The organism is Rhodococcus ruber NBRC 15591, assembly GCF_001894945.1.
In the GTDB taxonomy this organism is placed as follows: domain Bacteria; phylum Actinomycetota; class Actinomycetes; order Mycobacteriales; family Mycobacteriaceae; genus Rhodococcus; species Rhodococcus ruber.
In genome coordinates this window covers 20,414-41,184 of sequence record NZ_BCXE01000005.1, presented here as the reverse complement: position 1 = coordinate 41,184, position 20,771 = coordinate 20,414, and the positions used below count along the sequence as shown (strand labels likewise).

At 70.3% G+C, this 20,771-nt stretch carries 16 protein-coding genes; 8 read left to right on the top strand and 8 right to left on the bottom strand.

The features are described from left to right. The first annotated feature begins 23 nt into the window (after positions 1–23). The 7 genes from RR3_RS05130 to RR3_RS05100 all read left to right on the top strand — a co-directional run bounded on the left by RR3_RS05130 (position 24) and on the right by RR3_RS05100 (position 10,083). A complete protein-coding gene (locus RR3_RS05130) occupies positions 24–1,427 on the top strand; it encodes a purine-cytosine permease family protein (RefSeq protein ID WP_010596304.1) in 1,404 nt (467 codons plus the stop codon). A gap of 170 nt (positions 1,428–1,597) precedes the next feature. Continuing rightward, the gene (locus RR3_RS05125; RefSeq protein ID WP_010596303.1) at positions 1,598–3,067 is read left to right on the top strand and encodes an amino acid permease; all 1,470 of its coding nucleotides are present in this window, start codon (positions 1,598–1,600) and stop codon (positions 3,065–3,067) included. A gap of 160 nt (positions 3,068–3,227) precedes the next feature. Further along, on the top strand, positions 3,228–4,688 hold the full coding sequence (locus tag RR3_RS05120; protein ID WP_010596302.1) for a class I adenylate-forming enzyme family protein: 1,461 nt from the start codon (positions 3,228–3,230) through the stop codon (positions 4,686–4,688). An 82-nt stretch (positions 4,689–4,770) separates the two neighbouring features. Next, positions 4,771–6,558, top strand: coding sequence for a DUF3556 domain-containing protein (locus RR3_RS05115; protein WP_064065931.1), 1,788 nt, complete (start codon positions 4,771–4,773; stop codon positions 6,556–6,558). Further along, positions 6,555–7,982 (top strand): phytoene desaturase family protein, encoded by a 1,428-nt coding sequence (locus tag RR3_RS05110; protein WP_017681618.1) that lies wholly within the window; start codon positions 6,555–6,557, stop codon positions 7,980–7,982. The genes RR3_RS05115 and RR3_RS05110 overlap by 4 nt, the downstream gene beginning before the upstream one ends. After that, complete coding sequence (locus tag RR3_RS05105; RefSeq protein ID WP_048771234.1) at positions 7,975–9,270, top strand: PucR family transcriptional regulator; 1,296 nt, start codon at positions 7,975–7,977, stop codon at positions 9,268–9,270. Before RR3_RS05110 ends, RR3_RS05105 begins: the two co-directional genes overlap by 8 nt. 93 nt (positions 9,271–9,363) lie before the next feature. Continuing rightward, positions 9,364–10,083 (top strand): haloacid dehalogenase type II, encoded by a 720-nt coding sequence (locus RR3_RS05100; protein WP_059174492.1) that lies wholly within the window; start codon positions 9,364–9,366, stop codon positions 10,081–10,083. A gap of 52 nt (positions 10,084–10,135) precedes the next feature. Here RR3_RS05100 and RR3_RS05095 read toward each other — a convergent pair whose 3' ends face one another. From RR3_RS05095 to RR3_RS05065, 7 genes are all read right to left on the bottom strand, one after another. Beyond that, positions 10,136–12,211, bottom strand: coding sequence for a PhoX family protein (locus RR3_RS05095; protein WP_040272999.1), 2,076 nt, complete (start codon positions 12,209–12,211; stop codon positions 10,136–10,138). A gap of 138 nt (positions 12,212–12,349) precedes the next feature. Further along, positions 12,350–13,093: an amino acid ABC transporter ATP-binding protein gene (locus tag RR3_RS05090; RefSeq protein ID WP_010596296.1), complete on the bottom strand. Its 744-nt coding sequence runs from the start codon at positions 13,091–13,093 to the stop codon at positions 12,350–12,352. Positions 13,094–13,096: 3 nt separating this feature from the next. Beyond that, the gene (locus tag RR3_RS05085; RefSeq protein WP_017681621.1) at positions 13,097–14,893 is read right to left on the bottom strand and encodes an ABC transporter substrate-binding protein/permease; all 1,797 of its coding nucleotides are present in this window, start codon (positions 14,891–14,893) and stop codon (positions 13,097–13,099) included. Positions 14,894–14,933: 40 nt separating this feature from the next. Further along, positions 14,934–15,875: a winged helix-turn-helix transcriptional regulator gene (locus RR3_RS05080; protein WP_172603522.1), complete on the bottom strand. Its 942-nt coding sequence runs from the start codon at positions 15,873–15,875 to the stop codon at positions 14,934–14,936. A gap of 10 nt (positions 15,876–15,885) precedes the next feature. Continuing rightward, complete coding sequence (locus tag RR3_RS05075; protein WP_234420139.1) at positions 15,886–17,262, bottom strand: carotenoid oxygenase family protein; 1,377 nt, start codon at positions 17,260–17,262, stop codon at positions 15,886–15,888. Positions 17,263–17,272: 10 nt separating this feature from the next. After that, positions 17,273–18,499 (bottom strand): acetyl-CoA acetyltransferase, encoded by a 1,227-nt coding sequence (locus RR3_RS05070; RefSeq protein ID WP_072786354.1) that lies wholly within the window; start codon positions 18,497–18,499, stop codon positions 17,273–17,275. Positions 18,500–18,629: 130 nt separating this feature from the next. After that, positions 18,630–19,424 carry an LLM class F420-dependent oxidoreductase gene (locus tag RR3_RS05065; protein ID WP_064065933.1) on the bottom strand — a complete coding sequence of 265 codons (795 nt, stop codon included), beginning with the start codon at positions 19,422–19,424 and terminating at the stop codon, positions 18,630–18,632. A 92-nt stretch (positions 19,425–19,516) separates the two neighbouring features. Between RR3_RS05065 and RR3_RS05060 the strand changes: the two genes are divergently transcribed. Continuing rightward, complete coding sequence (locus RR3_RS05060; protein WP_064065934.1) at positions 19,517–19,993, top strand: nitroreductase family deazaflavin-dependent oxidoreductase; 477 nt, start codon at positions 19,517–19,519, stop codon at positions 19,991–19,993. Between the two features lie 6 nt (positions 19,994–19,999). On the opposite strand, the gene RR3_RS05055 is transcribed toward RR3_RS05060, so the two are convergent. Beyond that, positions 20,000–20,638: a TetR/AcrR family transcriptional regulator gene (locus RR3_RS05055; protein ID WP_010596287.1), complete on the bottom strand. Its 639-nt coding sequence runs from the start codon at positions 20,636–20,638 to the stop codon at positions 20,000–20,002. Between the last annotated feature and the right edge of the window lie 133 nt (positions 20,639–20,771).

The following is a 20,771-nucleotide window of genomic DNA, read 5'->3' as shown; positions in this document are numbered from 1 at the left end:
CCTCCCCTCGAGAGGCGACCCCCATGTCCGATCACCTCACCGACTCCGCCCCCGAATCCCCCGTGGACCGCGATCGCGTGCCCGAATCCGGCCGGCTGTCCCGCTGGTCGCTGACGATGGCCTGGTGGGCCATGTTCAGCGCCATGTTCTGGCTCTACATCGCGGTCGCCTCGGCCGGCGCGGTCGGGGTACCGGCCACCCTCGCCGGGATGGCCGCCTCCATCGCCACCTTCGGCGTCGTCAATCTGCTGCTCTCCCGCTATGCGATCCACACCGGCCTGTCCGTCGAGCTGCTGTCCCGGCGCATGTTCGGCGCCGTCGGCTCGCTGCTCGCCCCGGCGCTGTTCGCGGCCACCGCGCTCTACTACGGGGTCTTCGAAGGCTCCATCGTCGCGGTGGCGCTGCAGGAGTACTTCGGCGGCGACATCCGGCTGTGGTACCTGCTGTGCACGGTGTACATGATCCCGGTGGTGATCGGGGGCGTGGCCGCATGGCTCGACAAGCTCAACGGGATCCTGCTGCCGTTCTACCTCGTCGGCATGGTCGCCGTCGTGGTGGCTGCGACCGTGCAGCAGGGTTACCCCACCGGGTGGCTCACCGCCACGGTGGCCTCGGGTCCGCTTCCGGGCTGGCTCACCGCCTACCTCGTCTACATGGGCGTCTGGGTGCTGATGATGTACACCTTCGACTACGCGCGGCTCGGTCGCCGCGCCGACGCCGGCTTCCACGGCACCGTCACCTTCGGCTGGGTGTTCTACGCGCTGACCTTCGGCGTCAACGGACTCGTCGGCCTCTACCTCCTCGGCGCCTGGGACATCGCCGGAACCGAGACCGGCGTGGTGGAGGCGGTCGTCGGCTCCCTCGGCTTCGCCGGCGTGCTGCTGATCATCGTGTCCCAGACCCGCATCAACTCGGCCAACTTCTACCTCGCCTCCACCAACCTGCAGGTGTTCGTCCACCGGGCACTGCGCCTCGACGTGCCCCGGCCGGTGTGGGTGGTGGTCACCGCGGTGCTCGCCTACCTGCTCATGCTCACCGACGTGCTGGGATACCTGCTGCAGGCCCTCGCCTGGCAGGGCGTGCTCATCACCGCGTGGGTGGCGATCGCGGTGGTCTACGTGCTGCGCGATCGGGGGCGCATCATGCCCCGTACCGCGTCCGGCGGGGCGCTGGCGTGGCTGATCTCCTCCGTCGCGGGCATCGTGCTCACCGTGCAGGAGGTCAGCACGACGTGGGCGCAGCTCGCCCCGGTGGTGACGGTGCTGCTGGCCGCGGGCAGCTACGTGCTGCTCACCCCGACGGATCGTGCGCCCTCGGAACCCGAGGCGGCGCAGGGACCCGAAACGCCGCAGGGACCCGAAACGTCGCAGAAGCCCGAAACGTCGCAGGCACCCGAGGCGGCGCCGGACGAGGCGCAACCGGTCTGAATCCGACGGACAATCGCCCCGACGGCGGGTGTGACTCACGATTGTGTACATCACGGACATGTCGTGGGTCACATCGCGGTCGTAGGGTTCTCCCATCCGAGCGACAGCGCCGCCGGGACGCCGGAACCGGCACCCCACGGCGCCGCACACCAGGTCTCGAAGGGAGTGCCGTGCACACCGATTCACCGGCCGAAAGGTCCGACACCCTGGGTCACGCGCTGAAGAGGCGTCATCTCACCATGCTGTCCATGGGCGGGGTGATCGGCGCGGGATTCTTCGTGGGCATCAGCGCGATCATCGGCCAGGCCGGCCCCGGCGCGATCCTCACCTGCCTGATCTGCGGACTCATCGTCTTCCTGGTCATGCGCATGCTCGGGGAGATGGCCGTCGCCAAGCCCTGCACCGGCTCGTTCACCGAGTACGCCCGCGACGCTATGGGCAACTGGGCGGGCTTCGCCACCGGCTGGCTGTTCTGGTACTTCTGGGTGGTCGTCGTCGGAATCGAGGCCGTGGTCGGGGCCACCCTGCTCGGCCGCTGGCTCCCCGGTGTTCCGTTGTGGCTGATGGCGGCCGGCCTGCTGTTGATCATGACCGTGGTGAACCTGTTGTCGGTCGGCAACTTCGGTGAGGCCGAGTACTGGTTCGCCGGAATCAAGGTCGCGGTGATCATCGCGTTCCTCGTCCTGGCCGGTCTCTACGTGCTGGGCGTCTGGCCGGGGGCCGACCTGTCGTTCGTAAACCTGACCGCCCACGGCGGCTTCCTGCCGAACGGCTTCACCCCTGTCCTGGTCGGAGTGGTCGCCGTCATCTTCTCGATGACGGGAGCCGAGCTGGTCACGATCGCCGCGGCGGAGTCGAAGGAGCCGGCCGCGGCGATCCGCCGCGCCACCAGTACCGTCGTGTTCCGGATCCTCGCGTTCTTCGTCGGCGCGACGTTCCTGCTCGTCACCATGCTGCCGTGGGACAGCTACGTCGTCGGCGAATCCCCGTTCGTGTCCGCCCTCGAGGTCCTGGGTATCCCCGGCGCGGCCGAGATCCTCAACTTCGTGGTGCTGGTCGCCGTGCTCTCGTGCCTGAACTCGGGGCTCTACACCGCGTCGCGCATGCTGTTCGTGCTCGGTGCCCACCGCGACGCCCCCGCCTGGATGACGGCCGTCAACTCCCGCGGTGTCCCGCTGAAGGGCGTGCTGTCGTGCACGTTCGTCGGATACGTGTGCATCGTCGCCGCCTACGTCTGGCCCGACACCATCTTCCTGTACCTGGTCACGTCGTCCGGTGCGATCTGCCTGTTCGTGTACATCATGATCTGCCTGTCCGAACTGGTGCTGCGCCGCCGCTGGGAACGCACGTCGCCCGAGATCCTGCAGTTCCGGGTGTGGCTCTACCCCGTCCTGCCCGTCGTCGTCACGGCCGTCATCGTCGCGATCCTCGTCGGCATGTGGTTCACCGGCGCCCGCGCCGAACTGGTGCAGTCGCTGATCGCGCTCGCCGTCATCGTCGCCGCGTACCACCTCAAGACCCGGTACCTGCGCCGGCGTGGTGCCGCACGGACCGCTGCGCCCGAGGAGGCGGCACTGGCCCGGGCGATGCACGTCGCGGCGGCGCCGCAGCCCGCCGCCTCGGGCGATCCGGCCCCCTGACGATCCGCTCCGCGCCGCCGGCTGCCTTCCGCAGCCGGCGGCGCGGTGTTTGTGCTCGGAGGACAACACCCGGCCGGAACTCGAGCCCGCGAGGCCGTAGCCGGGACGTGATCCCCGTCACTACCGTCGTGGTCAGCCGAAAACGAGAGGACCGACGGTAGTGACGATCGAATACCTGGTGTGGCACCGCGAATCGGACCGGCCCTGCGTGCGGGACGACAACCGGCAGCTCACCTACGCCGAATTCGCCCGCAGAGTCGACGGTTTCGCGGCGCAGCTCCAGCAGCACGGCATCGCAGCGGGTGACGTCGTCGCGGTGATGCTGCCCAACCGGGCCGAACTGCTCGTCGCCCTCATGGCGGCGTGGCGGCTGCGCGCGACGGCCACCCCCGTCAATCCGGCGTTCACCGCGAGCGAGGCCGGGTACCAGATCGACGACGCCGGAGCCGCACTCGTCGTGAACGCCGGCGCCGGCGCCCCGTCGGGCGGCCGACCGGTGATCCACGTGGACGACATGGCCGTCGCCGCTCCCGCCGGATGGGCGGCCGGCGCCGACCCGGAACCCGACGACACCGCCCTGCTGATCTACACCTCCGGCTCCACGGGCCGCCCGAAGGGCGTGCAGCTCACCCACGCGAACCTGCAGTTCATGGCGGACTCCTTCCGCACGCACCTGCGGCTGACCGAGACCGACCACTGCCTGCTGATCCTGCCGCTGTTCCACGTCAACGCGATCGCGGTCAGCTTCCTCGCGCCCCTGCTGGCCGGTGCTCAGCTCAGCATCACCGGCCGGTTCTCCCCGGACCGCTTCTTCGGCGACGTGGCCCGGCTGCGACCGACGTACTTCTCGGCCGTGCCCACCATCTACGCCCTGCTGGTCTCCCAGCCGCAGGACACCCCGGTGGACACCTCGTCGCTGCGCTTCGCGATCTGCGGCGCGGCCCCGATCTCGAAGGAACTCCTCGACCGCGTCGAGCAGCGCTTCGGGCTCGTCGTCGTCGAGGGCTACGGGCTCACCGAGGGCACCTGCGCGTCGGCGTGCAACCCGGTCGACGGCCCCCGCAAGCTCGGCACGGTCGGCCCCGCGCTGCCCGGTCAGCAGATCGCCGTCGTTGGACCCGACGGCCGGCACCTGCCGCCCGGCGCCACCGGCGAGGTGCTCATCAAGGGCCCCAACGTGATGCGCGGCTATCTCGGCCGGCCCGAGGAGACCGCCCGCACCGTCGTCGACGGCTGGTTGCACACCGGCGACGTCGGCCGGCTCGACGAGGACGGCTACCTCACCCTCGTCGACCGCATCAAGGACATGATCATCCGCGGCGGGGAGAACCTGTACCCCAAGGAGATCGAGAACGCACTCGCCACCCACCCCGCGGTCCTCGAGTCCGCCGTGATCGGCGCGCCGCACGAGGTGTACGGCGAGGTCCCCGTCGCGTACGTCGTGACCTGCCCCGGCCGGACCGTCACCGGGGCCGAACTGCTCACCCACGTCGCCGAGCGGCTGACGAGGGTCAAGGTGCCCGCCGAGGTACACGTCGTCGACTACCTGCCGCGCAACCCCGTCGGCAAGATCGACAAGCCCGGTCTGCGGCGCAGCCACGGGGCTCCCGTGCACGCCTGACCGCTCCCCGAGACACCACACGCTCCGACTCGCCGGCCCCGGGCCGGTGGGGCGGCCGCCCCTACCCGAAAGGCGAATTCCCATGGGTTTCAAGACCGGCCACTTCCCGGAAGTGGATCCCGCCACCTTCCGTCAGCTCCCGTTCCGGGATCGGCTGCGGGCCATGTCGACCCACTGGGTCGACCACGGATTCGGCACCCCGAAGATGGTGCACACCGTCTACATCCTCAAGCTGCTGGTCCTCTACGTCGGCGCCGGCACCGCCCTCGCGACGCTGACCTCGGGCCTGCCCTGGCTCGACGTGGCGTCGTGGTGGAACCAGCCGATCGTCTACCAGAAGCTGATCCTGTGGACGGTGCTGGTGGAGGCGCTCGGCGTCGGCGGCTCGTGGGGCCCGCTCGCCGGGCACTTCAAGCCGATGACCGGCGGATTCCATTCCTGGCTGAAGCCGGACACGATCCGGCTCCCACCGTGGCCGGGCAAGGTGCCGGGCACGGCCGGTGACCGCCGCACCGCCGGCGACGTCGCGCTCTACGCCGTCCTGCTCGTCAATCTTCTTGCCGCCATCGTTCTTCCGGGTGTCCACACCGCCTCGGTCGACGCGGTGATCGCCGACAACGCCGGACTGGTCCGGCCCGCGGTGGTGGCACCGATCGTCGTGCTGCTCGTCCTGATCGGCCTGCGCGACAAGGTGATCTTCATTGCGGCGCGCAGCGAGCAGTACCTGCCCGCGCTGGTGTTCTTCACCTTCCTGCCGTTCGTCGACATGATCGTCGCCCTCAAGCTGCTCATCGTCACCGTCTGGGTCGGCGCCGGCGTCTCGAAGTTCGGTCACCACTTCTCGATGGTGATCCCGCCGATGATCAGCAACACGCCGTGGATGCTGTCCAGGACGATCAAGCGCGCGCACTACCGCAGCTTCCCGAACGATCTGCGCCCGTCCGTGCTGGCCGGCGGCGTCGGGCACGTCCTGGGCACCCTCGTCGAGATCGCCACGCCGCTCGTGCTGCTGTTCTCCACGAACCGCACCCTCACGCTGCTCGCCGTGCTGCTGATGGTGGCGTTCCACTTCTTCATCGCGTCGACCTTCCCGCTCGCGGTGCCGCTGGAATGGAATCTGCTGTTCGCCTACGCCACGGTCTTCCTGTTCTGGGGCTTCCCCGCGTGGGACGGTTACGCCGTGACCGACATGTCGTCGCTGTGGCTGGCCGGGGGGATCGCCGCCGGGTTGTGTTTCTTCCCGGTGCTGGGCAATCTGCGTCCCGACCTGGTGTCGTTCCTGCCGTCGATGCGGCAGTACGCCGGCAACTGGGCGTCCGCCACCTGGGCGTTCGCGCCGGGCGCGGAGGAGAAGCTGAACCGGCACATCGTCCGCGGCGCGCAGAACACCCGCACCCAGCTGCTCGCCACCTACCCCGAGGACGTCGCGGACGTGGTGATGCACCAGCTGCTCGGCTGGCGGTCCCTGCACAGCCAGGGCCGGGCGCTGTTCTCCCTCATGATGCGGCACCTCGGGGACGACATCGACACCTACGACCTGCGCGAGGCCGAGTTCTCCTGCAACTCGATCGTCGCCTTCAACTTCGGGGACGGTCACCTGCACAACGAGCACCTCATCGCCGCCATCCAGCGCCGCTGCAACTTCGCCCCCGGCGAGTTCGTCGTCGCGTGGATCGAATCGCAGCCCATCCACCGGGGCACCCAGGAGTACAAGGTGATCGACGCGGCCCTCGGCGTGATCGAACGCGGCACCTACAGGGTGGCCGACGCCGTCGCCGAGCAGCCCTGGTTGCCCAACGGACCCATCCCGTTCGACGTGCAGTGGACAATGGACCGCACAGACGCCGAACAGCTGGAGGTGCAGGCGTGAGTACGGCGGTCGTGGTCGGCAGCGGGCCCAACGGGCTCGCCGCCGCCGTCCACCTCGCCCGTCGCGGCGTGGACGTCCAGGTCCTCGAGGCAGCCGAGGAGATCGGCGGCGGAACCCGCTCCGGCGAGCTCACCGTCCCCGGCCTGGTCCACGACCACTGCTCGGCCTTCCATCCGATGGGTGCCGGCTCCCCCTACCTGCAGACCCTCGGCCTCGAACGGTACGGCCTGCGGTGGCGGTGGCCGGAGATCGACTGCGCCCACCCCCTCGACGGGGGTGAGGCCGCCCTGCTGCACCGCTCCCTCGACGTCACCGCGGCCGGTCTCGGCGCGGACGGGCCGCGGTGGCGGCGGATGTTCGCCGACCTCGCATCCGGGTTCGACGCGCTCGCCGCGGACCTGATGCGGCCGGTGCTGAACGTCCCCCGCCACCCGCTGCGGCTGGCGGGGTTCGGGCCGCGGGCCCTGCTGCCCGCGACGGCCGCGGCCCGCTGGTTCCGCACGCCGAAGGGACGGGCCCTGTTCGGCGGCGTCGCCGCCCACGCCTACCACCGGCTGGACCGCCCGGCGACGTCCGCCGTGGGGCTGATGATCACCGCCGCGGGCCACCGCTACGGGTGGCCGGTGGCCGAGGGCGGCTCCGCGGCCATCGCGCGCGCACTGACCGCCCAGCTCGCCGAGCACGGTGGCAAGGTGCACACCGGCGTCCGGGTCCGTCGCGCGGCGGACCTGCCGCCGGCGGACGTCGTCCTCCTCGACGTCGCCCCCGGCGCCGCCCTCGACATCCTCGGTGACGCGGTGCCGTCGCGGATCGCCAAGTCCTACCGCAAGTTCCGTCACGCTCCCGGCGCCTTCAAGGTCGACTTCGCGATCGACGGCCCGATCCCCTGGACCGATCCGGACTGCGGGCGGGCCGGGACCGTCCACCTCGGCGGCGAGTTCGCCGAGATCGCCCGGGCCGAACGCGACGTCGCGACGGGCCGCATGCCGGCGAAGCCGTTCGTGCTGCTCGGTCAGCAGTACGTCGCCGACCCGACCCGCTCGGCGGGCGGCCTGAACCCGGTGTACGCCTACGCCCACGTCCCGGCCGGCTACACCGGTGACGCGACGGACGCGATCGTCGCGCAGATCGAGCGGTTCGCCCCGGGGTTCCGGGACCGCGTCGTCGCGACCTCGACGACGGCACCGGCCGACCTCGCGCGGCAGAACCCCAACCAGATCGGCGGGGACATCGTCGGCGGTGCCAACGCCGACCTGCAGGTGGTCTTCCGGCCACGAATTGCACTGGACCCCTACAGCACCGGGGTTCCGGGTGTCTACCTGTGCTCGGCTTCTACCCCGCCCGGGGCGGGCGCGCACGGAATGTGCGGTTACAACGCCGCCGAGTCGGCGCTGCGGCACCTGCGGAGCACGGGCCGTGGCTGAGCCGGTGGTCTCGGGGCGGTCGACGGGTGCACCGTCGGCCGTCGACGACGTCCGGCGCGTCGTCGCCGAGGTCGCGCGCCGCTTCGACGCCCGCCAACGGGAGATCAGCCGTTCCATGACCGCGATGATGGCGCGCGAGATCGCCCACCTCGACGAGGATCCGCAACTCGTCGAACTCCTCGAGGCGAGCGTGCACGGCAACATCGCGACGATCATCCACGTGCTCACCAACGAGATCCCTGCCGACCACCTCCAACCCACGACGGCGGCAGTGGAATACGCGCTCCGTCTCGCGCAGCGCGACGTGCCGTCGCACTCCCTCGTCCGGGCGTACCACATGGGGCAGAACGACCTCATGCGGCTGTGCTTCGACGAGGTGCGGTCGATGAACCTGCCGCCGCAGGTGACCCTCGACGTCGTCGAGTACATCTCCGCGGTGGTCTACCGGTACATCGACTGGATCACCCTGTACGTGTTCGACGCGTACGAGAAGGAACGTCGCCGGTGGTCGGCCGTGCGCGGCAACGTGCACTCCGCCCTGATCCACGGCCTCGTCGACGGATCCGAGACCGACGCCGCGGCGTTCGAGGCGGAGACCCGGTACCGGCTCGACCGCTGTCACGTCGGGGTGATCGCCTGGACCACAGTCGAATCCGCGGACGGTGCCATCAATCCGCTGGACCGGCTGGTGCGTGCGGTGGCGGTGCATCTCGGGTCGGACGCCCCGCCGATCCTCACCGCCATCGACCGGCGCACGGTGTGGGCGTGGCTTCCGTTCGATCGGCGCCGGCCGGTGATCGACACGGCGGCGCTCGACGCCGTCGTGCGCTCCCATCCGGCCGGCCGTCTCGCGGTGGGCCTGCCCGGTTCCGGCCTGGCCGGCTTCCGGCGCTCGCACGAGCAGGCCGAGGCCGCGTATTCGATTGCGGTGGCGCAGACCACGTGCACCCGGCGGGTCGTCGGCTTCGGGGATCGGGGCGTCGCGGTGGTGTCGCTGCTCGCCCGCAACCTCGACGCCGCGCGGGCATGGGTGGGCGAGATCCTCGGTCCGCTCGCCGACGACACCGAACAGGCCGCGATGCTGCGGGTCACCCTCGGCACCTACTTCGCCACCGGTGAGAGCCACCTGCACACCGCCGAACGGCTGAACCTGCACCGCAACACCGTCAAGTACCGGATCAACAAGGCGCTCGGCGACCCGACCGGGGCACCCGCGGTGCACGACAAGCTGGACATCGCGCTGGCGCTGCAGGCGTGCGAGTTCCTCGGGGCGGCGGTGCTGCGCTGACGCGCACCGGCCCGGCGGTGCTGGATGACGTGCACCGGCCCGGCGGTGCTGGTTGACGTGCACCGGCCCGGCGGTGCTGGGAGGATGCGGCGTATGAGCATCTCCGGGGTGAAGGCACTGGTCTTCGACGTGTTCGGCACGGTGGTGGACTGGCGCACCAGCATCGCGCGGGAGGCGGCGCCCCTGCTGGCCCGCTACGACGAGTCGATCGACCCGGTCGTCTTCGCCGACGCCTGGCGGGCTCGCTACCAGCCGGCGATGCAGGCGGTGCGAGCGGGCACCCGGCCGTTCGTGCGGCTGGACGTGCTGCACCGAGAGAACCTGGACGCGGCGCTGCGTACGGTCGGCATCGATCCGGCCGCCGTGCCGGGGACCGATCTCGATCGGCTCAATCTCGCCTGGCACCGGCTCGATCCCTGGCCCGACGCCGTCGAGGGACTGACCCGGCTGAAGCAGCGTTTCGTCGTCGCCCCGTTGTCGAACGGCAACATCGGCATGATGGTGGACATCGCCAAACGGGCGGGCCTGCCCTGGGACGCCGTCCTCGGTGCCGAGGTCGCGCGAGCCTACAAGCCCATGCCCGAGGCGTATCTGCGCACGGCCGACATCCTGGGCCTGGAGCCGGGCGAGGTGTGCATGTGCGCCGCCCACAACGAGGACCTGGCGGCCGCGCGGTCCTGCGGCCTGAGGACCGCGTTCTTCGCGCGACCCACCGAGCACGGCCCGGCCCAGACCACGGACCTGCGCGCGGAACAGGACTGGGACGTGATCGCCGACGACCTGATCGACCTCGCCCGCCGCCTGGGCGCCTGACGGCACCCGTGCGCGCTTCTGGTAGCGGCTGCTACCAGAAGCGCGCACGGGGTCAGGCGCCGATCAGGCCGTCGGACTTCCAGGCCGCGACGACGGCCGGGCGCGGCTGCGAGGTGCCGCCGTCGGGCCAGTGCGACGACGGGGCGTCCCACGTGGCGTCGTCGGTCTCGCCCGGGTGCTGCACACACACGACGACGCGGTTCTCCTGCACGATCGGACCGCACGTCTCCGCACCGACGGGCACGGTGAGGAACTGCTTGGTCTCCCCGCGGCGCGGGCCGTCGAGCGCGACGCTGAACAGCCCGTCGTTGGACTTCAGGGCGTTGCCGTCGGTGGAGATCCAGAGATTGCCGTGCGGATCGAAGGCGAGATTGTCCGGGCACGAGATCGGGCTGACCTGCGCCTTGTCGAAACCACCGAAGTACGTGTCGGCGGCCTCCGGATCGCCGCAGACCAGCAGCAGGCTCCACGTGAACGACGTGCCGGCGTGGTCGTCGTCGATCTCGAGCACCTGCCCGTTCTTGTTGTTGTTGCGGGGGTTCGCGACGTCGGCGGCGGCCTTGCCGTCCTCGCCGCGCTTGGTGTTGTTGGTCAACGCGACGTAGACCTTGCCGGTGACGGGGTTCGGCTCGAAGTCCTCCGGCCGGTCCATCTTGGTGGCCCCGACCTTGTCCCCGGCCAGACGGGTGAACACCGCGACCTCCTCGGCGGTCATGCCGTCGACCAGGGACTCGCCGCGGCCGTCCTCGGCGGTGCGCAGCAGGGGAATCCACTCTCCCGTGCCGGTGAACGTGCCGGAAGCGGGAAGCGCGCCGCTGCCGTCGATCTCGTCCGGTGATTCACCGGTCAGCTTGGCCACGTACAGGGTGCCGGCGTCGAGCAGCGTCATGTTGTGCCGCATCGCCGCCTGCGACGTGCCGGGCTGCATCTTGCGGGAGGAGACGAACTTGTACATGTAGTCGAAGCGTTCGTCGTCGCCGCTGTAGGAGACGACGGTGCCGTCGCCCGTGACGTGGATCGTCGCGGCCTCGTGCTTGAACCGTCCGAGGGCGGTGTGCTTGACCGGCACGGACGTCGCGTCCCACGGGTTCACCTCGACGACCCACCCGAACCGGTTGACCTCGTTGGGGGTGGCGACGATGTCGAAACGCGGGTCGAAGCGCTCCCACAGGCGTTCCGACGCGCCGCCCTCGAGGCCGTAGCGTGCCAGTCGCTCGGCGGCGACGGGGTCGGTGACGTTCTCGGCGTTGGCGAAGTACTGGTTGAAGTTCTCCTCGCCGGAGAGCACCGTGCCCCACGGGGTGAGACCGCCGGCGCAGTTGTTCAGGGTGCCGAGCACGCGGGTGCCGGTCGGGTCGGCGGCGGTCTTGACCAGGTCGCTGCCCGCGGCGGGACCGGTGAGAACGAACTCGGTCAGACCGGTGATACGCCGGTTGTGCGGGCCGAATTCGGGTGTGAGACGACCGGATCCGGCCTCACCCTTGACCTGCACGACGGACAGCCCGTGATTGGCCCATCCGATGCGCACCTGCTCCTCGGTGGGGTTGTCGGGATCGTAGCCGGCGAACATGAAGGGCTCGGACGTGTACTCGTGGTTGACCACCAGCAGGTAGGTGTTCGGCACGCCGTCGACGGGCAGCAGCCCCGCGAAGTCGTTGTTGTAGCCGAACTGCTTCTCCTGCGCGGCCGCGGTCTGGTTGCCGATGTCGAAGGCGGGCGCATCCGGCAGCACCGGGTCACCCCACCGGATGACGACGGACTGGTCGTAGCCCTCGGGAACGGTCACGACGTCGTCGGTGTTCGGGACGACGGCGGTGAAGTCGGTGCCGGTGGGCGCGGGGCCGAGGTCCGCCGGGCCCGACGTCGTGGCGCCGCCGGTGCTGCCCGCGTCGTCGGCACACGCGGCGAGCACACCGCCCGCACCGACCGCGAGCACCGCCATCGCGCCGCCGCGCAGCACGCCGCGCCGGCTCATGGCGGTGCGCACGACGTCACCGAAGTACTCGCCCCCGGAGGTGTTGGGCACGGCGTGGGAACACGCGTTGCCGCACTTGTAGCGGCAGGTGACGGCGGCGCGTGACGATTTGCCGTGGTGCGTGACGATCAGCGGCAGGGGCTTCGGACTCACAGGTACTCCCTCGTCGAATCGGTTCAACGCGGGCACCGTAGGAGACCGAAACCAGGCGAAGGGAAAGACGAGGTGAACGTCCGGTGTGCCCTTTGGGCTGCCCCAGCCGCCCAAAGGACACACCGGCCGCGGAGCGGCCTACAGGACCTGCGACAGGAACTGTTGCAGGCGCTCGGTTTTCGGGGCGTCGAACAGTTCCTCGGGTGGGCCGGTCTCGACTACCGCGCCGTGGTCCATGAACACCACGGTGTCCGACACCGAGCGGGCGAAACCCATCTCGTGGGTGACGACCACCATCGTCATGCCGCCCGAGGCGAGGTCGGCCATGAGGGCGAGCACCCCCTTGACGAGTTCCGGATCGAGCGCCGAGGTGGCCTCGTCGAAGAACATCACCTGCGGGGCCATCGCGAGGGCGCGGGCGATCGCGACGCGCTGCTGCTGCCCGCCGGACAGGTTGCCGGGACGGGAGTCGGCCTTGTGTTTCAGCCCGACCAGGTCGAGCTGTTCGAGGGCGAGCGCGCGGGCCCGTTCCTTCGACAGCCCCTTGAGCTTGTGGGGGCCGAGCGCGATGTTCTCGGCCACCGTCTTGTGCGGGAAGAGGTTGAAGTGCTGGAACACCATCCCGATCCGCTGCCGCAGCTCGTCGGGGTTGTCCTTCAGCACCGAGCGGTCGTCGAGGAGGATGTCGCCGGCGTCGGGTTCGTGCAGCCGGTTGAGCACGCGCAGCAGGGTCGACTTGCCCGAACCGGACGGGCCGACCACGGTGACGGTCTTCCCGGCGTCGACGTGGATGTCGACCCCGCGCAGCACCCGGTTGGTTCCGAAGGCCAGGTGCAGCCCGGTCCCGGTGAGGGACACACTCTCGGGGACGGTGGTCGGCATCGGTCAGCCCCTCTCCACGACGAGTTCCTGTTCGAGCGGGTCGAGGGTGGCCTCGGGCCGGCCGGTGCGCAGGCGGTGGTCGATGTAGTTCACGAGGTGCGTCAACGGCACCGTGAGGATCAGGTAGAACAGGCCCGCCGCGACGAGCGGGGAGAGATTGCCGGTCTGGGCGTTCAGGTCGCGGCCGACGGCGAACAGTTCCCGCTGGGTGGCCAGCAGGCCGAGGAAGTAGATGAGCGACGAGTCCTTGATGAGCGAGATGAACTGGTTCATCAGCGCGGGCAGCACGCGTCGCACCCCCTGGGGGATCACCACCAGCGTCAGCGCCCGGCGGTAACTGAAGCCCAGGGCGCGGGCAGCCTCCATCTGCCCCGGTTCGACCGACTGGATGCCCGACCGGAAGATCTCCCCGATGTAGGCGGCCGCGAGCAGCGCCAGGGCAGCGGCGCCGAGCCAGTACGGGTTGTTGCCCGTCAGGCCCTGCACCACCGGTCCGGCGCCGAGGCCGACGAGGAGGATGATCACGACGGCGGGCAGCCCCCGGAAGATGTCGGTGTAGACGCGGGCGGGCCAGCGCAGCCAGCGGGTGCGGGAGATCCCGGCCATGGCGAGCAACATCCCGAGGATCGTCCCGGCGACGCCCGACGTGACGGCGAGGATCAGGGTGTTGGGCAACCCGGTCTTCAACAGATCGGGGAAGGCGTGCCGGTACAGCTCCCAGGAGAAGAACGTCTCGCGCAGCTGCTCGAGCGTGGATTTCGGTGCCGTCGCCCCCGGTTCCTCGCCGGCGTTCTCGGCGGCCAGCGCCGCGAAGTCCGGTAGGTCCGGTTCCGGCGCGGCCCTGCTGCCGGGCTTCCAGCCCTCGGGCAGTTCCCGGGGCACCCATCGGGTGTACAGCTCGGCCCAGGTGCCGTCGGCGATCACCGCGTCGAGCCCGGAGTTCAGGGCGTCGATCAGCGGCTGGTTCTCCCTCGCGACGGCCCAGCCGACGAAGTTGTTGAGGCTGAAGGTGTTCTGCACGATCGACGTGGGATCGCCGGGGGCGATGGCGCCCTCGGCCTGCTGCGACGGTGCCACCCACGCGTCGATCTGGCCGGTCTTCAGGTTCGCGTAGGCGGTGTTGTAGTCCGGGAACTTCACCGGATCGAGGCCGAGGGTGTTGACGACGTAGTCGTCCTGCACGGTGCCCTGCACGACCCCGATGCGCGTGGCGGCGTTCAGGTCGCCGAACCCGCGGATCGGGCTGCCGTTCTGCACGACCAGCGAGAAGTACCCGAAGTCGTATCCGTTGGTGAAGCCGACCAACTGGCGCCGTTCGTCGGTGGTGGTGATCGACGACGAGCCGACGTCGAAGCGCCGGCCGGCCACCTGGGCGAGCAGGCCTGCGAACTCGGTGCCCACGAACTGCACACGCAGCCCGAGCTTCTCCGCGACAGCCTTCAGCAGTTCGTTGTCGTAGCCCGTGAACTCGCCGCTCGAGTTCACGCAGATGCTCGGTGGCGCGTCGGAGAGCGTGCCGACGGTGAGCACGCCGGGGGTGACGAGGTTCAGCCCCGCGACGTCGACCGAGTCCAGGGACACCACGTCCGGCGTCGTGTACCGGTCCTCCGCGGCGGCGGCCGACGTGTCCAGGTTCGCCGGTGCCGCGGACGCCGAGCCGACTCCGGGCGGGGAACACAGATCCTGGGGAGCAGACGGTCGATCACCGCCCGACGAGCAGGCCGTCGCAGTCAGCGCCAGGAGCACCGCCAGGAGCAGCGCCGCGACGGTGCTCCGTTTCGCGATCACGGATTCGGGCATGGTGGGAGCCTAATCCGAATCGAGCCGCCGGACGGGCGGGTCAACCGCCGGACGGCTCGATCGAGACCGTGGAGGCCCGCAGCCGCTCCCCGCAGTGACTGCACGTCAGGACGGGGGTGAAGGTGTGGTCGCACTCGCGGTGACACAGGACGATCGCGGGTCCCTCCGGTGCGCGGAACCAGCGCAGCCCCCAGTCGATCATGCAGGCGACGACGGGGAAGAACGCGCGCCCCTTGTCGGTCAGGTGATAGGTCACCCATGCCGGGCGGGCGGGATTGGGCAGTTCCTCGAGCACGCCGAGTTCGGTGAAGCGCCGGAGCCGGCCGGCCACCACCGCCGGCGGCGCACCCATGCGCTCGGCGAACTGCCCGTAGCGGGTGGCGCCGAGGAACGCCGCCCCGAGCAGTGCCGCCGACCACCGGTCGCCGAGCAGTTCCATCGTGTGCGGCAGGATCTCGGGCGAGCGAGCGCGGCCGGACCGGCGGCGCCCGGTCGCCGCGGGCACGCTCCGCGACCACTGCCCGCTGGGGCCGAGCTGCGCCTCGACGTCGGGTGCGCCGACGGGACGGTCGCAGTGGCCGCACACGAGGACCGGGGTGAACCGGGCGGCGCAGCCCGTGTGCCGGCGGGCCGGGAGCCGGCCCCTGTGGTCGGGCGCCCACTGCTGCTCCCACGCCCACATGGTGAGCAGGACCGGCCACACGCCGTGGCCGCGTGCCGTCAATCGGTACTCGTGCCGGGCCGGCCGCGCCTGGTATTGCACCCGCTCGAAGAGTTCCGCGTCGGTGAGGCGGGTCAGCCGCGCAGTCAGCACCGCGTTGGAGATCTCCCCCCGCTCGATCCAGTCCCGGTAGCGGCGGTCGCCCTGCAACGCGTACCGCAGGATCCACAGGTTCCATTCGTCGCCGAGGATGCCGAGGGTGACCGCGATCGCGTTGTCACCGCCCGGCTCGAGTTCGGTGACCGTGCCGGAACCTGCCATCGACACATGATCATAGGTTCAGGACGTCGCCGGCCCGGTCCCGGTTCATGTCTGTGGTGATCGTGATCAGGTAGCCGTCGTCCTCGCCCGCGGACCCGGTGCGGGGCGCCATCACCGTCTCGCTGCCGAAGACGCCCTCGCCGAACGAGTAGTGCTCCTCTGCTCCGGTCTGCACGTCGTGTTTGACGAGCCCGTCGAAGAGGAACCAGCCCGGCACCCCCGTCGCGGCGTAGGTGTAGCGGTGACGGATGCCGCCGTGATGCGGATTGATCATCCCGAACTCGGTGACGGACTCGGACAGCCGCTCCTCGGTGAGCGAACCGGTGCGCAGGTTCAACCGCCAGCGATGCAGGTGGGTGCCCATGCGGTCGAGCGCCAGCGAACGGAACAGCCGCCGGTAGAGCGTTCCGGTGCCGTCGTCCGGCGGTTCCGGCGTCTCCTGATGGAATCCCTCGAGCACGATCTCGTCGCCGTCCTCGTAGGCGTTGGTCCAGTGCAGCACGTAGGTCGGGTCGGCGTCGAACCAGACGATCTGGTCCGGGCGGCCGCGCCGGGGTATGACGCCGAGCCGCATCGGCAGGTCGGGGTGGTAGCGCGGTACGTACTTGCCGTGCGCGAGGGCCTCCGGGATCCAGAACAGGGGACAGTCGTTGAGGATCGCGTAGTTCTCGGTGAATGCCATGTCGTGAGGCAGGCGCGGGCCGGGCAGGGGGATGTCGACGTAGTGCGCCAGCCGGTCCTCGGCGTCGACCACGCCGTAGTGCAGGTACGGGGCGTCGGTGCCGTAGTTGAAGAACAGCAACTCGCCGGTGCGGGCGTCGGCCTTCGGATGGGCGGAAACGCCCCAGTCGGAGGGGAATCGGCCGTCCCACGTCGCCTTGCCCAGGGTCTCGAGGGTGGTCGGGTCGAGGCGGTAGAGGTCCCCGCACTGCCAGAAACTGGTCAGGGCGACGCCGCGATGCACGGTGACGTCCGTGCTGGAGGCGTCCTTCATGTGGCCGCGGGCGCCCCAGCCGTCCCGGCGGATCGAGTTCTGGGGCCGTTCGGCGATGCCCGCCCACAGCGGGCCGCCGGCCTCCTGCTCGGCCAGGAAACCGTCGGTCCGCACGAATCTGTTTCGGTAGAAGGCCTTTCCGTCCCGGAAGCCGACGACGTGCACCATGCCGTCACCGTCGAACGGATGGTAGAGACCTTCGAGTGCGGGGTGCGCCGGGTTCTCGGTGTTACGCAGGTACACGCCGTCCAGGTCGGCCGGCAGGTCGCCGACCACCTCGAGGTCGTCGGCGCGACGCTCGGTGTGCTGCGGACGCCACGGACCGGTGCGGTACGGGTGGTCGTCGTCCGCGGGCAGGGTGGACAGCGCCCGTCCCAGGATCTCGAGTTCCATGGAAGTCCTTTCAGCCGACGACGAAAGCGACCGTGGTGGTCGTACTTCCGCCGATGTTCAGGGTCGCGGCTCGGGCGGCGCCGGGCACCTGGTAGTCGCCGGCGCGCCCGGTGATCTGGCGGTGGCAGTCGAGCAGCATCCGGACTCCGGTGGCGCCGACCGGGTGCCCGCCGCCGAGGAGTCCGCCGCTGGGGTTCACGGGGATGCGGCCGCCGATCTCGAGGTCGCCGTTCTCGATCGCCCGCCAGCTCTGTCCGGGGGCGGTGATCCCGAAGTGGTCGACGGCGAGGTATTCGCCGACGGTGAAGCAGTCGTGTGTTTCGATCAGGTCGAGGTCCCGGACGCCGCCGATGCCGCTCCGCTCGAACGCGTCGACGATCGTGGCGCGCACGTGCGGCATGACGAGGGGATCGTCGCCGCCGCGGGTGAGCTTGCCGGACAAGGACAATCCGACCGTGCGATGTCCCCACCCGAGGATGCGGGTCATGTCGTCGACGGTGCGGGGGTGCCGGCTCAGGTAGCGGTTGCTCAGCAGCACCACGCCCGCGGCCCCGTCCGTCAGCGGACTGCAGTCGGCCCTGCGGAGTCGTCCTTCGACCACCGGATTGGCGGTCTCGTCCGGGCCGAAGCTGCCGGGTCCGTAGGTCCGGTTGCGGGTCTGGGCATTCGGATTGGCGCGCGCATTGCGGATGTTCAGTTCCGCGATCGCCCAAAGGTGCTCGTCGTCCAGGCCGTAGCAGCGGTCGTACTCGTCGGCGATCCTGTCGAACATGTACGGCCACATGTACTTCGCCTCGGCGCCCTCCTGTCCCACCCAGGCCGCGGCATCCATGATCCGGGTGCCGGCGTCGCCGGGGACGCACCGCTCGAGTTCGATGCCGAGGACGAGGGCGCAGTCGTAGCGCCCGGCCTCGAGATCGGCCGTCGCGGCGAGCACGGCCAAGGAGCCGGACGCGCAGGCCCCCTCGTGCCGGGTGGCCGGGATCCCCCACAGTTCGGGCAGCACGGAGGCCGGCATGCCGCCGAGGTGTCCCTGACCGGTGTAGAGCTGTCCGAAGGCGTTGCCGACGTGGATCACCCCGACGTCGGCGGCATCGATGCGGGCGTCGTGCAGCGTTTCCGTCACCGTCTCGGCGACGAGGTCCGCGAGGTTCCGATTTTCCCTGGTCAGGTTCCGCACGAAGTCGGATTGGTATCCACCGGCGATCCACACGCCCGCAGGGTTCACGCCGCTCACCGCCTGGGTTCGACCGTCCGTGGTTTCAGCTACAGTAAACAGAGTGACTGGTCCGGCGCAACGGTGGGCTCGCGGGTAGCCGGGAACCCTGCACTCCGGTTGCCGCGTCCCCGGCGGCCCGAGCCCGCTGTCAGGCCAGGCCGGAGAGCGGCGGCGCGGAGTTCTCGTCCCGCCACCCGATCGCCTCGACGAGGTCCGTCAGGTCGTAGTCGGGTCCGCTCACTCCCACGGTGAACAGGGTGACGCCGGCGTCGACCAGCGGGGCCGCGTTCCCGGTACCGCGCCACGGCACGGACCGTTCGATCTGGTTCGGCGAACGGCCGACGTCGGCGCAGCGCGCGGCGAGGATCTCGGCCTTCTCCCTGTGGGTGTCGAGGTCGCCGAAGCTGTGCCAGATGTCGGCGTACTGCGCCACCAGGGGGATGGTCTTGCGGGGTCCGCCGCCGCCGATGAGCAGCGGGATGTGCCGGGTCGGCTGGGGGTTGAGCTTCGCGAGCCGCGCGGTGATCCGGGGCAGGTATTCGCCGAGCAGTTTCAGCCGGGAACCCTTGGTGCCGAAGTCGTAGCCGTACTCGTCGTAGTCCTTCTCGAACCAGCCGGCGCCGATGCCGAGGATGAGCCGGCCGCCGCTGATGTGGTCGACGGTGCGGGCCATGTCGGCGAGCAGATCGGGATTGCGGTAGCCGCCGCCGGTGACGAGCGCCCCGATCTCGACGCGCTCGGTCTGTTCCGCCCAGGCCCCGAGCATCGTCCAGCATTCGAAGTGGGCGCCGTCCGGGTCCCCGGAGAGGGGATAGAAGTGGTCCCAGTTGAAGACGATGTCGGCGCCCGCGTCCTCGGCGCGGAGCACGGTGTCGCGGATCTTCCCGTAGTCGGGCTGGTGCTGGGGCTGGAGTTGGAGACCGATGCGTATGGGACGGTGCATGGGTCAACGGTAGGGCCGTCGCGCGGGTCTCGCAGCCGATCCGCGGCCGCGTTCCGGTGGTGCGGCCGACGGCTCGGGCGCACAGTGAAGGAATGCGCCTCACCGAACCTGCCGCACCACCGACCGGGCTGCGCCGCCGATTCCTGCGTGCTCCGATCCACCTCTACCGGATCGGGCTGGGGCGAGTGCTGGGCCGCAGATTCCTGCTGCTGCACCATGTCGGCCGGCGCAGCGGCGTGCCCCGGCAGACGGTGCTCGAGGTGGTGAACCACGAGGACACGTCCGGCGGATTCGTCGTGGCCGTCGGCTTCGGGAAGCAGACCGACTGGTACCGCAACCTGCGGGCGCACCCCGCGGCGCGGATCGAGTCGGGGCGCGAGAAGCTGGCGGTCACCGCCGAGTTCCTGCCGCCCGACGACGCCGGGGAGTTCATGGCGCGGTACGGGCGCCGGCACCCGAAGGTCGCGCCGCGGTTGTGCGCGGCGATGGGGTTCGAGGTCGACGGCAGCGAGGCCGACTATCGGGCGGCGGGCCGGCAGCTGCGGTTCGTGCGGTTGCGCCGCACCTGAGACCGCTCAGCGGTCCGCGCCGGTGAGGCTCGCGAACCGCTGTGCCAGGCCCTGCAGGAACGACTCGAGCGCCAGCTCGAATCCGTCGCGGTCGATCTCGTCCGCATGTTCGCGCAGCCGGTGTGCCTGGGACAGATGCGGATAGCGTTCCCGGTAGATGGTGAGATCGTCCAGGAAGCCCCCGGAGAACGAGGCGATGGCCGAGCCGACGACGAGGTACTTGATCGACGCGCCGATCAGGGTTGCGGTGCGCGGGGGCCAGCCGCAACGGGTGAGACCGCCGTGCACGGCATTGGCGTGGTCGAGGGCGAGCTCTCGCCGGCCGGGGCTGCGTGCGAGGAAGGGGACGAGGTTCGGGTGCTCGGCGAGGGCGGCGCGGTAGGACCTCGCCCAGCGCCGCAGCGCGTCGAGCCAGTCGTCGGTGTCGAACCCGCCGACGTCGACGGACTCCCCGATCCGGTCGGCGATGTCGTCGAGCAGTTCGTCCTTGTTCGCGTAGTGGCTGTAGAGCGACGGGGCGCGGACGCCGAGCTCCGCGGCGATCTTGCGCATGGACAGTTCGTCGAGGCCGTGCTCGTCGACGAGGCGCAGCGCGGTCTCGCGGATGAGCGGGCGGCTGAGAAGCGGGGTGCGGGGCCGGGCCATCGATGCTCCCTCCTCGTCGGATCCGGGACCTGGACAACCTAACACTGTCAGGTTACAGTCGGGGAGTAGGCAGCACCAGAGCGAACCACCCCCTCGTCCCGGCGAATCAGGTAGCGCGGCGTGGGGATCGGTC